A 13,479-nucleotide genomic window follows, 5' to 3' on the forward strand; every position below is an offset into this window, starting at 1 on the left:
TAAATTACAGGGCATGGTGAGCGGCTTCGCTATGCCCAAAATCTGGAGACAGATTGCGATGGATATTCCTGTTACTGCTGCAAAAACCGGGCGTCGGCGCTACCTGACGCTGGTCATGATTTTTATTACTGTGGTCATCTGTTACGTTGACCGCGCCAACCTTGCCGTGGCTTCAGCCCATATTCAGGAGGAGTTTGGGATCAGCAAAGCGGAAATGGGCTACGTCTTTTCGGCGTTTGCCTGGCTGTATACGCTGTGCCAGATCCCCGGCGGCTGGTTCCTTGACCGCGTCGGCTCGCGCCTGACCTATTTCATTGCCATCTTCGGCTGGTCGGTGGCGACCCTGTTCCAGGGCTTTGCCACCGGGCTGATGTCGCTGATTGGCCTGCGTGCGATCACCGGGATTTTCGAAGCCCCGGCGTTTCCGACCAATAACCGCATGGTGACCAGCTGGTTCCCGGAGCATGAACGCGCCTCGGCCGTTGGATTCTACACCTCCGGGCAGTTTGTCGGCCTGGCGTTCCTGACGCCGCTGCTGATCTGGATCCAGGAACTGCTGAGCTGGCACTGGGTCTTTATTGTGACCGGGGGGATCGGCATTATCTGGTCGTTGATCTGGTTCAAGGTCTATCAACCGCCGCGTCTCACCAAAAGTATCAGCAAAGCTGAACTGGACTATATCCGCGACGGTGGCGGCCTGGTGGATGGCGATGCGCCGGTGAAAAAAGAGGCGCGTCAGCCGCTGACCAAAGCCGACTGGAAGCTGGTTTTCCACCGCAAGCTGGTGGGGGTTTATCTGGGGCAGTTCGCGGTGACCTCCACGCTGTGGTTCTTCCTGACCTGGTTCCCGAACTATCTGACCCAGGAAAAAGGCATTACCGCGCTGAAGGCGGGCTTTATGACCACCGTACCGTTCCTGGCGGCCTTCTTTGGTGTGCTGCTTTCCGGCTGGCTGGCGGACAGGCTGGTGAAAAAAGGGTTCTCGCTGGGTGTCGCGCGTAAAACGCCTATTATCTGCGGGCTGCTGATCTCCACCTGCATCATGGGTGCAAACTACACCAACGATCCGGTCTGGATTATGACGCTGATGGCGATTGCGTTCTTCGGTAACGGTTTTGCCTCCATCACCTGGTCGCTGGTCTCCTCGCTGGCCCCGATGCGCCTGATTGGTCTGACCGGTGGCGTGTTCAACTTTGTCGGCGGCCTGGGGGGGATCACGGTTCCGCTGGTCATCGGTTATCTGGCTCAGGACTATGGCTTTGGCCCGGCACTGATCTATATCTCCGCAGTGGCCTTGCTCGGTGCGCTCTCCTACATCCTGCTGGTGGGTGACGTCAAACGTGTAGGCTAATTCCTCGCAATGTTTTACCCTGATGCGATAACTGCGCATCAGGGTAACGCCATGAAACAAATCACCTTCGCCTCCCGTCATCACCAGCTTACCAATATCAATACCTGGACGCCGGACAGCCAGTGGCTGGCCTACGATGTGCGTCCGTCCGGCGCATCGTTTACCGGTGAAACTATTGAGCGGGTCAATGTTATTACGGGTGACGTCGAGGTGATCTATCGCGCCAGTCACGGTGCGCATGTTGGCGTGGTGACCGTTCATCCGCAGCAGGACAAATATGTCTTTATCCACGGCCCGGAAAACCCGGATGCAGACTGGCACTACGATTTTCATCATCGTCAGGGTGTGGTTGTACGCAACGGTCAGGTGAGTAACCTGGACGCCATGGATATCACGCCGCCTTATACCGCAGGCGCGCTGCGTGGCGGCAGCCACGTGCACGTTTTTAGCCCTGACGGACAGTTCGTGAGCTTTACCTACAACGACCATGTATTGCATGAGCGTGACCCGAAGCTCGATTTACGTAACGTCGGCGTCGCAGTACCTTTTGGCCCGGTGATGCCGCAAGGGACGCATTCACGTGAATATTCCGGCACCTTCTGGAGCGTGCTGGTGAGCCGCACGACGCCCGCGCCTCAGCCCGGCAGCGATGAGATCAACCGAGCCTATGAAGAGGGCTGGGTGGGCAATGACAGGCTGGCGTTTATCGGCGATACCGTGTCTGCGACAGGCGAGAAAGTGCCAGAACTGTTTATTGTGGATCTGCCCAACGACGAGCAGGGATGGAAACGCGCGGGCGATGCGCCGCTGCAGGGAACTCCTGAGACGCTGCCTGCGCCCCCGGCGGGTGTCATGCAGCGCCGGCTGACCTTTACCCACCAGCGGGTATTCCCGGGGCTGGTAAACGTGCCGCGTCACTGGGTGCGCTGTAACCCGCAGGGGACGCAGATTGCGTTTCTGATGCGTGATGATAAGGGCATTGTGCAGCTGTGGCTTATCGCTCCAGAAGGCGGCGAACCACGCCAGTTGACGCATAACGAAAGTGACATTCAGTCGGCATTTACCTGGCACCCTGCCGGTCACCGTCTTGGATTTGTGCTGGAAGAGCGGATTGCCTGCTGTGATGCGCAAACCGGAGAGGTGACGTTTTTGACGTCCGATCACGGCAATCCACCGTCTGGTGATGCGGTCGTGTTTTCCCCGGACGGGCGTTTTATTGCATGGATGGAAGAGACAGAAGGTTTCCGTCAGCTTTGGCTAACGGAAACCGGGCAGCGTTAACGCGTTGGCATTAAGCGGGTGGAATGACGGAATTGGTGGCCAGATTTTGCTGCTCGCTTTTCTCTACCCGCGAGCGCACGGAGCTGTCCTTACGGAACATATCCCACGGCAGCAAAAGCGTATCGGCCACAGCCGTAAACGGCATATCCAGGATGACCAGGGATTTTGTGCCCCAGTTGGTATCGTCATCGGAGATCATCTCAGCGCTGGCACGCGTCCCCGGATATGTTCCTTCTTTACCGCCGGTGTGAGACATCACGCTCGAACACCCGCAAAGTAAAACAACCCCGCTGAACGTCGTCAGCTTTATCAGAACATTTTTCATCATCACTCAGTCATCGTTAATGGCACTGCATAAACCTGCAACTCAGGGTTATAGCGAGCCTCGTTCAAAATGGATAGCCCGATAACCCCGCACTGTGGCAGCCATCGCAATTTAACCCTTTGTGCTGTTGTCCCAGTCTAAGCGAGATGCACGAAAGTGCAAAAAAAAGTGCGCCCGCTGCGCTTGAAAAGACCGGTTCCAGACCCATTTTAAGAATGTAACCCGATAACGAACACGCCTGAGGGGTGTTCAGGGGCACACTGGCCTGTCCATGGTGGAAGGCTACAATTTCTCGCTGATTTCAGGAGCTTTTATTTATGCGTAACTTCGATCTTTCCCCGCTATACCGTTCTGCAATTGGTTTTGACCGCCTGTTTAACCATTTAGAAAATAACCAAAGCCAGAGCAACGGCTACCCTCCATACAATGTTGAACTGGTTGATGAAAACCACTACCGCATCGCCATTGCCGTCGCCGGTTTTGCAGAGAACGAACTGGAGATCACCGCGCAGGACAACCTGCTGGTGGTGAAAGGTTCACATACGGCTGAGCAGAAAGAACGCACCTACCTTTATCAGGGTATCGCCGAGCGCAACTTTGAACGCAAGTTCCAGTTAGCCGAGAACATTCACGTGAAAGGCGCGAACCTGGTCAACGGCCTGCTGTTTATCGAACTGGAACGTGTGATTCCGGAAGAGAAAAAACCGCGCCGTATCGAGATCAACTGATTATGCGGGTCGCGCGAGCGGCCCACCCAGAATTGCTTGCCGTAATGGGAGCATATGTGAATCCATGAGGATTTGCAGGAACAACTGCGCACAAAAATAAACTGTGCCGAACTCGCTTCTCAGAAGGAGATTTAGTATGCGTAACTACGATTTATCCCCCCTGCTGCGTCAGTGGATTGGTTTTGACAAACTGGCTAATGCCCTGCAAAGTACCACCGAGCAACAGACGTTTCCGCCGTACAACATCGAAAAAAGCGATGACAACCACTATCGCATTACCCTTGCGCTGGCCGGGTTCCGCCAGGACGATCTGGATATTCAGCTCGAAGGCACGCGCCTGACCGTGAAAGGTACGCCGGAAAAACAAGAAACCGAGACCAAATGGCTGCACCAGGGCCTGGTTAATCAGCCGTTTAGCCTGAGCTTTACTCTGGCTGACCATATGGAAGTGTCCGGCGCGACATTTACCAACGGGCTGCTGCATATCGACCTGACCCGCAACGTGCCGGAAGCCATTGCACCGCAGCGTATCGCCATTAGCGAGCGTCCTGCGCTGAACAGTTAACCCTCTGCGGGTTGTTGCCTCTCCCACAGGGAGAGGATGAAAAGATAACGCCCTGCCCCGGCAGGGCTTTTTTGTGCGCCATCGCCCATACAACCGCGTGCGGCTCTGAGAGAATCCTTAGCATAACTAAGGTTATGCACAGGAAGTGGATCATGAGTGATATCGCGTTAACCGTTAGCGTGTTGGCCCTGGTCGCAGTGGTGGGTCTGTGGATTGGCAATGTTAAAATCCGCGGCGTCGGATTTGGGATAGGCGGGGTGCTGTTCGGCGGGATTTTTGTCGGCCATTTTGCCGACCAGCTTGGGCTGGTGCTCAGCGCCGAAATGCTCCATTTCATCCAGGAATTCGGTCTGATCCTCTTCGTCTACACCATCGGTATTCAGGTGGGGCCTGGCTTTTTCGCTTCCCTTCGGGTCTCCGGATTACGGCTGAACCTGTTTGCCTTCGGCATTGTGGTGATGGGAGGGCTGGTCACCGCCATTCTGCATAAGCTCTTCGATATTCCTCTGCCGGTGGTGCTGGGTATTTTCTCCGGGGCGGTCACCAATACGCCTGCACTGGGTGCAGGGCAGCAAATTTTGCGCGACCTTGGCATCTCTCCCGGTATTGTCGACCAGATGGGGATGAGCTACGCCATGGCCTATCCGTTTGGGATTTGCGGCATTCTGCTCTCCATGTGGCTGGTGCGGGTACTCTTTCGCATTAACGTCGAAAACGAGGCAAAAGACCACGAAACCACGCTCACCAACGGCCATATGCCGATCAAAACCATCAACATTCGCGTCGATAACCCCAACCTCAACAATATGGCGATTCAGGATGTGCCGATCCTGAACAGCGCCAATATTATCTGCTCACGCCTTAAACGTGACGATATGCTGATGGTTCCTGCGCCCGGGACCATTATTCAGCAGGGTGACCTGCTGCACCTGGTCGGACAGCCCGGGGATTTAAACAACGCGCGGCTGGTGATTGGTCAGGAGGTGGAGACCTCGCTCTCCACGCGCGGCACCGATATGCGCGTAGAGCGCGTCGTGGTGACCAACGAGCATGTGCTTGGCAAGAAAATACGCGATTTGCAGGTTAAAGAGCGCTATGACGTCGTGATCTCCCGTCTTAACCGTGCTGGGGTGGAACTGGTCGCCAGCCCGGAAGCCAGCCTGCAGTTCGGCGATATCCTGAACCTGGTTGGGCGCCCGTCATCCATTGATGCGGTAGCGGACATGGTGGGTAACGCCCAGCAAAAACTGCAGCAGGTGCAGATGTTGCCGGTCTTTATCGGTATCGGGCTGGGGGTGCTGCTTGGCTCCATTCCGCTGTATGTCCCGGGTTTTCCGGTCGCGCTCAAGCTGGGCCTGGCGGGCGGACCGCTGATTATGGCGCTGATCCTCGGGCGTATCGGCTGTATCGGTAAGCTCTACTGGTTTATGCCGCCGAGCGCCAACCTGGCGCTGCGCGAGCTGGGAATTGTGCTGTTTCTGGCGGTGGTCGGCCTGAAATCCGGGGGCGATTTTATCGATACCCTGGTGAAGGGCGAGGGGATGAGCTGGGTTGGCTACGGGATATTTATCACGGCGATCCCGCTCCTGACGATGGGGATCCTGGCGCGGATGTTCGCCAAAATGAACTATCTGACGCTCTGCGGCATGCTCGCCGGATCAATGACTGACCCACCCGCACTGGCCTTTGCCAACAACCTGCACGCCACCAGCGGCGCGGCGGCACTGTCATACGCCACGGTCTACCCGCTGGTGATGTTCCTGCGCATTATTACCCCGCAGCTACTGGCGGTGCTGTTCTGGGGGATGAGTTAGCAGATCGTCCGGGTGGATGCGCCGCAGATGGTAGTCCACCTGGTAATCACGGGTATTACGGAACATCACGGAATAATTGAGAAATTCGCCGCTGTCGCTGTAGGAGAGAGACGTTATCCGCAGCAGCGGCGTCTGTTCCGGCAGGTTCAGGTAACCGGCGAGCTGTTTATCTGCCAGCACCGGCGTCAGGCTCTCATAGTTGCCGCTGATGGTTATTCCGCACTCCTTCTCGATGTAATCAAACTTCGACCCTTCCAGATGTGCCAGTGAAAGCGTGCGGAACAGCTTCACGGGCATAAAGCTGTCCTCCAGCATCAGGGGTTTTCCGTCGACATAACGCACCCGGCGCGAGAAGTAGATACGCTCATCCACCTGAATGCGGAGCTGGCTGGCGATAGCGGGCGGAGCGGGCATCACTTCGAACTGTAGCACCTTGCTCTGCACCTCTTTTCCCTGCTGGCGCAGCACCTCCACCAGCCCGGTCAGATTGGTGGTTTCGTGGTGGACATCTTTACGCGCCACGAATGTCCCGCTACCGTGTCGGCGTTCAACCAGCCCCCAGTTCACCAGCAGATCCAGCGCCTTCCGAATGGTCATCCGCGCCACGCCAAACTCCTGCGCCAGCGCTTTCTCACCCGGCAGCGGACTCCCGATATTGTAGTCCGACGAATTCAGCCGCAGCCGCAACCTGTCAGCGATAGATTTGTAGATCACCAGTAGACCTCTCTTCCCGTATTAACGCGTGGCTTGCGTCCTGACATGTCCATATTAACAACTAAAAGTAGACCTGACTGGTCAAAATAAAACCATGAATGCGATCACGAATCGCAGCGGCACGTCATGTTCGCCCATGGGTAAATTCTTATGCTCACTTCAGGCCCAGCAAAAAATCATAAAGGCCTCTACCCCCTACAGGTTGTTACGTGAGGATTTAAAAATGCTCAGTCAAATACAACGTTTTGGCGGCGCCATGTTTACCCCGGTGTTGTTATTTCCCTTTGCCGGGATCGTGGTCGGGATCGCCATCATGCTTCGCAACCCGCTGTTTGTGGGCGAGGCCTTAACCGCCCCCGATAATCTGTTCGCGCAAATTGTTCACATCATTGAAGAGGGCGGCTGGGCGGTGTTTCGCAATATGCCGCTGATTTTTGCCGTGGGTTTACCGATTGGTCTGGCGAAGCAGGCGCAGGGCCGCGCCTGTCTGGCGGTGCTGATCAGTTTTCTGACCTGGAACTACTTTATCAATGCGATGGGGATGACATGGGGTCATTTCTTTGGCGTCGACTTCGCCGCTGAGCCCACTGCCGGCAGCGGACTGGCCATGATTGCCGGTATCAAAACGCTCGATACCAGCATCATTGGGGCGATTGTGATTTCGGGGATTGTCACCGCTATCCACAACCGCTATTTCGACAAGCAGTTGCCTGTTTTTCTGGGGATTTTTCAGGGCACCTCGTTTGTCGTTATCCTCGCGTTCTTTGTGATGATCCCCTGCGCCTGGCTGACGCTGATGGGCTGGCCGAAAGTGCAGCTCGGCATTGAGTCCCTGCAGGCCTTTTTACGCTCTGCCGGTGCGCTGGGGGTGTGGGTTTATACCTTCCTGGAACGCATTCTGATCCCTACCGGATTACACCACTTTGTCTACGGTCCGTTTATCTTTGGCCCGGCAGCGGTCGAGGGCGGCATCCAGGTTTATTGGGCGCAGCATCTTCAGGAATTTAGCCAAAGCACCCTGCCGCTGAAAACCCTGTTCCCGGAAGGCGGTTTTGCGCTTCATGGCAACGCCAAAGTGTTTGGCTCTGTCGGGATTGCGCTGGCGCTCTGGTACACCGCGTCACCGGAAAACCGCGTCAAAGTGGCAGGCCTGCTGATCCCGGCCACGCTGACCGCCGTGCTGGTGGGCATTACCGAGCCGCTGGAATTCACCTTCCTGTTCATTTCGCCGCTGCTGTTTGCCGTCCACGCCGTTCTGGCCGCCACGATGGCGACGGTGATGTACATCTTCGGCGTCGTGGGCAACATGGGCGGCGGACTGCTGGACCAGTTTCTGCCGCAAAACTGGATCCCCATGTTCCACAACCACGCCTCGACGGTATTCACCCAGATGGGTATCGGTCTTTGCTTCACCGGCCTCTATTTCGTGGTCTTCAAAACGCTGATTGAACGGCTGAACCTTAAAACCCCGGGCCGTGAAGAGAGCGAAGTCAAACTTTACAGCAAGGCGGATTATAAAGCGGCACGCGGGCAAACCACCGCACCGGCTGCCGCCAGCCAGCAGGTTGGGCAAGCCGCCGGATTCCTGCAGGCGCTGGGCGGCGCGGCCAATATCGAAAGCATTAATAACTGCGCCACCCGCTTACGTATCGCGCTGGTCGACATGGCGCAAACCCAAAGCGACGACGTCTTTAAGGCCCTGGGCGCACACGGTGTGGTGCGACGCGGCAACGGCATTCAGGTGATTGTTGGACTGCACGTCCCTCAGGTGCGAGACCAGCTTGAATCGCTGATGAAAACCCCTTCAACAAACGAACAAACTACCCTGACAGAGGCTATATCATGAAAAAATTCTCAGTTGTCATTGCAGGCGGCGGCAGTACCTTCACGCCGGGTATCGTCCTGATGCTGTTAGCCAACCGCGACCGTTTTCCGCTGCGCGCGCTGAAATTCTATGACAACGACGGCGCACGTCAGGAGACCATCGCCGAGGCGTGCAAGATCATCCTTAAAGAGCAGGCTCCGGAGATTGAGTTTAGCTACACCACCGATCCTGAAGCGGCCTTTACCGACGTCGATTTTGTGATGGCACATATCCGCGTGGGGAAATACCCGATGCGTGAAAAAGACGAGAAAATCCCCCTGCGTCACGGTGTGCTGGGTCAGGAGACCTGCGGACCCGGCGGGATCGCCTACGGCATGCGCTCTATTGGCGGCGTGCTGGAGCTGGTCGATTACATGACGCAATACTCCCCGAATGCGTGGATGCTGAACTACTCGAACCCGGCGGCCATCGTGGCTGAAGCGACCCGTCGCCTGCGACCCAACGCCAAAATCCTCAACATCTGCGATATGCCCATCGGCATTGAAGGGCGTATGGCGCAGATAGTCGGCCTTAAAGACCGTAAAGAGATGCGCGTGCGTTACTACGGGCTGAACCACTTCGGATGGTGGACATCCATTGAAGATGCAAACGGCAATGATTTAATGCCGAAACTGCGCGAATATGTCGCGAAAAATGGCTATGTGCCGCCCTCTGACAATGCCCATACCGAAGCCAGCTGGAACGACACGTTCGCGAAGGCAAAAGATGTGCAGGCGCTGGATCCGGACACCATGCCAAACACCTATCTGAAATATTACCTGTTCCCGGACTACGTGGTCGCGCACTCCAATCCGGAACGCACGCGCGCTAACGAGGTGATGGATCATCGTGAGAAGCATGTGTTCAGCGCCTGCCGGGCGATTATCGAAGCCGGTATATCGTCCGCCGGGGAGCTGGAAATCGACGAACATGCGTCGTACATCGTCGATCTGGCGACTGCGATTGCCTTCAACACTCAGGAGCGCATGCTGCTGATTGTGCCCAACAACGGTGCCATTCATAACTTTGATGCCGACGCGATGGTAGAAATTCCGTGCCTGGTCGGTCATAACGGGCCGGAGCCGTTAACGGTGGGCGATATTCCACACTTCCAGAAAGGGTTGATGAGCCAACAGGTAGCGGTGGAAAAACTGGTAGTGGATGCCTGGGAGCAGCGCTCGTACCAGAAATTGTGGCAGGCGATTACGCTGTCGAAAACGGTGCCGAGCGCCTCCGTTGCGAAAGCGATTCTGGATGACCTGATCGAGGCCAACAAAGCGTACTGGCCAGCGCTGCATTAATCGTCCTGACCGGCATCGCCCGATGCCGGTCTCCTTGGCCTTGTCGATTTACGCTATGCTGGAACCTGCCTGTAGCAGACAAGGAATCTTCATGAAAATTTCCCGCCTCGGTGAAGCCCCTGACTACCGCTTCTCGCTGGCTAATGAGCGTACGTTCCTCGCATGGATCCGCACCGCGTTGGGCTTTCTCGCCGCGGGTGTGGGGCTTGACCAGCTCGCGCCTGATTTTGCCACGCCGCTGATCCGCGAAGTGCTGGCGTTGCTGCTGTGCCTGTTTGCCGGCGTGCTGGCCATTTACGGCTACCTGCGCTGGCTGCGTAACGAAAAGGCGATGCGGCTCAAGCAGGATCTCCCCTATACGCGTGGGTTACTCATCATCAGCATGATTTTGCTGGCGGTAGCGGGCGTGGTGATGGTGCTGGTGTTGTATGGTGGATAACCGCAAAGCGCGACGCGAAGCCGACCCCGGCCTGCAGCCGGAGCGGACGTCGCTGGCCTGGCTGCGTACGTTACTGGGGTATGGCGCGCTGATTGCCCTCGCCATCAAGCACAACTGGCATCGCACAGGCGTGCCATTCTGGATCTCACTGGTCGTGCTGGCGCTTGTGGCGATCGTTTTGTGGCGCTATACCCGCAGTCGCAACGTAATGGATGTGACGCAGGACGATTTTGTACAGCCGAAGGCGGTGCGCGATAAGTTCCTGATCGCCCTCGCGGTGCTGTCGTTGTCACTGCTGTTTGCGGTCACCCATCTGCAGTTTATTTTTTCCCTTTAGCCAGGTACTTCGCCATCTCGTCTTCCGGCACCATTCCGCCGCCGGTCGCCCAGACCAGATGGGTCGCGTTCGCGGATGCGACAGGAACACGCAGCGGCCCGGCCATGCCCGCCAGCGCCGACGGCTCAAGGCGAATGCCTTCTTCCTGCGCCAGCCAGCCGAGCATGTCGTACATGCTTTGATCGGAAAGGGTATAGAACCCGTCAAGGAGCCGCTCCATCGCCCGGCCCACAAAGCCAGACGCGCGTCCAACCGCCAGCCCGTCGGCGGCCGTCACGTTGTCGATACCCAGATCCTGCACGGCGATGGCATCATGCAGTCCGGTGTAGACCCCCAGCAGCATGCACGGGGAGTGCGTCGGCTCGGCGAAGAAACAGTGTACGTTATCGCCAAAGGCCAGCTTCAGGCCAAACGCCACGCCGCCAGGACCGCCACCGACGCCACAAGGCAAATAGACGTACAGCGGATGTTCCGCATCCACCACGCGACCCTGTGCGGCAAACTGCGCTTTTAGCCGCTCGCCTGCCACCGCATAGCCGAGGAACAGCGTGCGGGAGTTCTCATCGTCGATAAAGAAACAGTTCGGATCGCTCTCCGCGGCCTTACGTCCTTGCTCCACCGCCACGCCGTAATCCTGCTCATATTCCACTACGATCACACCGTGGCTGCGCAGTTTGGCTTTTTTCCACTCACGGGCATCGGCAGACATGTGCACCGTAACCTGAAAGCCGATGCGCGCGCTCATGATGCCAATGGACATCCCGAGGTTGCCGGTGGATCCCACCGCGATACTGTACTGGCTGAAGAACGTTTTAAAACGCGGCTCCAGCAGGATGCTGTAATCGTCTTCGACGCTCAGCAACCCTGCTTCCAGCGCCAGTTTTTCGGCGTGAGTCAGCACTTCATAGATGCCCCCGCGCGCTTTGATGGAGCCAGAGATAGGCAGATGACTGTCTTTTTTCAGCAGCAGCGTGCCGGGAATGGCCACCCCTGATTCGTTCTCCAGCCTTTTCTGCATTGCCGGGATAGCCACCAGTTCGGACTCGATAATCCCCTGTGTGGCCGCCGTTTCGGGGAACGCTTTTGCCAGATACGGCGCAAAGCGGTTAAGGCGTGCATGCGCGTCGTCCACATCGGCTTTGCTCAGCCCGACATACGGCAACCCTTCAACAAGCGAGGTGGTGCGCGGGTTTAGCCAGGTGGTCTCTTTCAGGGCAATCAGATCCTCAATCAGAGGGAACTGTGCGGTTAAGGTGCTGATAGTTGCGTTTTCCATAGTACGTCTCTTCGCGCTCAGATAATGAAAGAAAGCAGGAATGTGCTGCCAAGTGCAAGTACCGAGGCGATAAACGTCGCCGTCGTATAGTACTTCAGGGTCTCGTTCAGGCTGGCACCGCAGTACTGCTTCACCAGCCAGAAGAGGGAATCGGTCACGATCGTGCAGCCAATGGCACCGGAACCGATGGCAATGGTGATGATCTCCGGACTGACGTTAGGATAGAGCGGCAGCATGGGTGCGACGATGGCAGTTGCGCCCATCATCGCCACCGTGGCCGACCCCACCGCCGCGTGCAGAACCAGCGCCACCAGCCACGCGAGCAGGATCGGGTGCATATTCAGGTTCGACAGAATGTGCGCCAGGGTATCGGCCAGGCCGCTGGTTTTGAGGATGGCGTTAAACGCGCCGCCCGCGCCGATAATCAACAGAATGTTGGCGATGGCGCCAAAGCCATGCTCGGTATGGGTCAGCATCGTACCCATCCCCATATGCTGGCGCAGCCCCAGCAGGTAATAGGCGACGAACACGGCGATGAACATGGCGGTGATCGGGTTACCGATAAATTCCAGCAGCGTATACAGCGTGCCTTCTCTTGCCATATTCAGCTCGGCGAGGGTCTTCACCAGCATCAGGCCGATGGGCAGCAGCACGGTAAACAGCGTGGCTCCCAGCGAGGGCAGCGTATGTTCTTCACGAACATTGAGGTCAGAAAATTCAGCCGGGACGGCTTTGAAGGGCAGGCGATCGCCCAGCAATTTCAGGAACAGCGGGCCGCCAACCAACGAGGCCAGCAGGCCAACCATCAGACCGTAGACGATAACCGTCCCCACGTCCGCCCCCAGCTTATTCGTGACAAACAGGGCAGCCGGGTGCGGCGGAACCACGCAGTGCACCGCCATCAGCGCGGTACAGAGGGGAATGGCCAGCTTCAGCAGCGAGGTATGGGTCTTTTTGGCGATGGAGAAGGCCAGCGGGATCAGCAGGACGACGCCGACTTCAACAAACAGCGTAATGCCGCAGATAAGCCCCACCAGTACCATGATGACATCGGCTGACAGCCAGCGGCAACGCTGAAGCGCTATCCCAATGCGTTCTGCCGCACCGGACACCTCCATCATTTTGCCGAGGATGGTGCCAAGCCCGATCACCGCCGCCAGGAAGCCGAGCGTGCCGCCAATACCGCTTTCAATGGCATTCACCATGTCCAGCGGGCGCATTCCCATCATGGCACCGACAAAAAAGCTCGCCAGCAGCAGCGCCAGGAACGGGTGAAACTTCAGTTTTACGATAGTTAATACGATTAACGCGATGCTGATGAGCAGCGTCGCCACAACCCAGACCTGAGCACCCATATCTCACCTCACCCTTATGTTATTTACGGGTATTGGACGAAAAATCAGCGGGTGATGACAAACGATATAAATTGCCTTTCAGGTGAGCCAGATTGGATCAAACGCGTGACTGGACTCAAAAAAGCGCAC

13 protein-coding genes and 1 other annotated feature are annotated in these 13,479 nt (G+C 56.9%); of the genes, 9 read left to right on the forward strand and 4 right to left on the reverse strand.

Annotation, left to right across the window (positions count from 1 at the left end; all coding sequences use genetic code 11):
* Positions 1-13 precede the first annotated feature (13 nt).
* Both BH714_RS15260 and BH714_RS15265 read left to right on the forward strand, forming a co-directional pair.
* On the forward strand, positions 14-1,351 hold the full coding sequence (locus tag BH714_RS15260; protein WP_080271857.1) for an MFS transporter: 1,338 nt from the start codon (positions 14-16) through the stop codon (positions 1,349-1,351).
* Between the two features lie 51 nt (positions 1,352-1,402).
* On the forward strand, positions 1,403-2,632 hold the full coding sequence (locus tag BH714_RS15265) for a DUF3748 domain-containing protein (protein ID WP_176399552.1): 1,230 nt from the start codon (positions 1,403-1,405) through the stop codon (positions 2,630-2,632).
* A 10-nt stretch (positions 2,633-2,642) separates the two neighbouring features.
* Here BH714_RS15265 and BH714_RS15270 read toward each other — a convergent pair whose 3' ends face one another.
* Entirely contained in the window at positions 2,643-2,960 is a 318-nt protein-coding gene (locus BH714_RS15270) for a YceK/YidQ family lipoprotein (protein ID WP_025202651.1), read from the reverse strand.
* A gap of 248 nt (positions 2,961-3,208) precedes the next feature.
* Positions 3,209-3,281 (forward strand) — a sequence feature (ROSE (Repression Of Heat Shock gene Expression) occurs in the 5'-region of heat shock genes and acts as an RNA thermometer to modulate expression.).
* Here BH714_RS15270 and ibpA point away from each other — a divergent pair.
* The 3 genes from ibpA (at position 3,275) to BH714_RS15285 (ending at position 6,064) form a co-directional block, all read left to right on the forward strand.
* Entirely contained in the window at positions 3,275-3,685 is a 411-nt protein-coding gene (gene ibpA, locus BH714_RS15275) for a small heat shock chaperone IbpA (protein WP_008500162.1), read from the forward strand. Its footprint overlaps the feature before it by 7 nt.
* Before the next feature lie 136 nt (positions 3,686-3,821).
* Positions 3,822-4,250, forward strand: a complete 429-nt coding sequence (gene ibpB / locus BH714_RS15280) for a small heat shock chaperone IbpB (RefSeq protein WP_025202652.1) — start codon at positions 3,822-3,824, stop codon at positions 4,248-4,250.
* 152 nt (positions 4,251-4,402) lie between these two features.
* On the forward strand, positions 4,403-6,064 hold the full coding sequence (locus BH714_RS15285) for a putative transporter (RefSeq protein ID WP_020882744.1): 1,662 nt from the start codon (positions 4,403-4,405) through the stop codon (positions 6,062-6,064).
* On the opposite strand, the gene BH714_RS15290 is transcribed toward BH714_RS15285, so the two are convergent.
* The gene (locus BH714_RS15290) at positions 6,032-6,778 is read right to left on the reverse strand and encodes a GntR family transcriptional regulator (protein ID WP_014167973.1); all 747 of its coding nucleotides are present in this window, start codon (positions 6,776-6,778) and stop codon (positions 6,032-6,034) included. The genes BH714_RS15285 and BH714_RS15290 overlap by 33 nt on opposite strands.
* Before the next feature lie 223 nt (positions 6,779-7,001).
* Here BH714_RS15290 and BH714_RS15295 point away from each other — a divergent pair, with 223 nt between their 5' ends.
* From BH714_RS15295 to BH714_RS15310, 4 genes are all read left to right on the forward strand, one after another.
* The gene (locus BH714_RS15295; RefSeq protein ID WP_020882743.1) at positions 7,002-8,624 is read left to right on the forward strand and encodes an alpha-glucoside-specific PTS transporter subunit IIBC; all 1,623 of its coding nucleotides are present in this window, start codon (positions 7,002-7,004) and stop codon (positions 8,622-8,624) included.
* Positions 8,621-9,943 (forward strand): 6-phospho-alpha-glucosidase, encoded by a 1,323-nt coding sequence (locus BH714_RS15300; RefSeq protein ID WP_040018334.1) that lies wholly within the window; start codon positions 8,621-8,623, stop codon positions 9,941-9,943. The genes BH714_RS15295 and BH714_RS15300 overlap by 4 nt, the downstream gene beginning before the upstream one ends.
* Before the next feature lie 91 nt (positions 9,944-10,034).
* Positions 10,035-10,382, forward strand: coding sequence for a YidH family protein (locus BH714_RS15305; RefSeq protein WP_020882741.1), 348 nt, complete (start codon positions 10,035-10,037; stop codon positions 10,380-10,382).
* Complete coding sequence (locus tag BH714_RS15310) at positions 10,372-10,719, forward strand: DUF202 domain-containing protein (protein ID WP_014167977.1); 348 nt, start codon at positions 10,372-10,374, stop codon at positions 10,717-10,719. Before BH714_RS15305 ends, BH714_RS15310 begins: the two co-directional genes overlap by 11 nt.
* On the opposite strand, the gene dsdA is transcribed toward BH714_RS15310, so the two are convergent.
* A complete protein-coding gene (gene dsdA / locus BH714_RS15315) occupies positions 10,703-11,995 on the reverse strand; it encodes a D-serine ammonia-lyase (RefSeq protein WP_040018335.1) in 1,293 nt (430 codons plus the stop codon). The genes BH714_RS15310 and dsdA overlap by 17 nt on opposite strands.
* Positions 11,996-12,012: 17 nt before the next feature.
* Positions 12,013-13,350 carry a D-serine transporter DsdX gene (gene dsdX / locus BH714_RS15320; protein WP_014167979.1) on the reverse strand — a complete coding sequence of 446 codons (1,338 nt, stop codon included), beginning with the start codon at positions 13,348-13,350 and terminating at the stop codon, positions 12,013-12,015.
* Positions 13,351-13,479 lie beyond the last annotated feature (129 nt).

Source organism: Enterobacter ludwigii (genome assembly GCF_001750725.1).
GTDB lineage: Bacteria > Pseudomonadota > Gammaproteobacteria > Enterobacterales > Enterobacteriaceae > Enterobacter > Enterobacter ludwigii.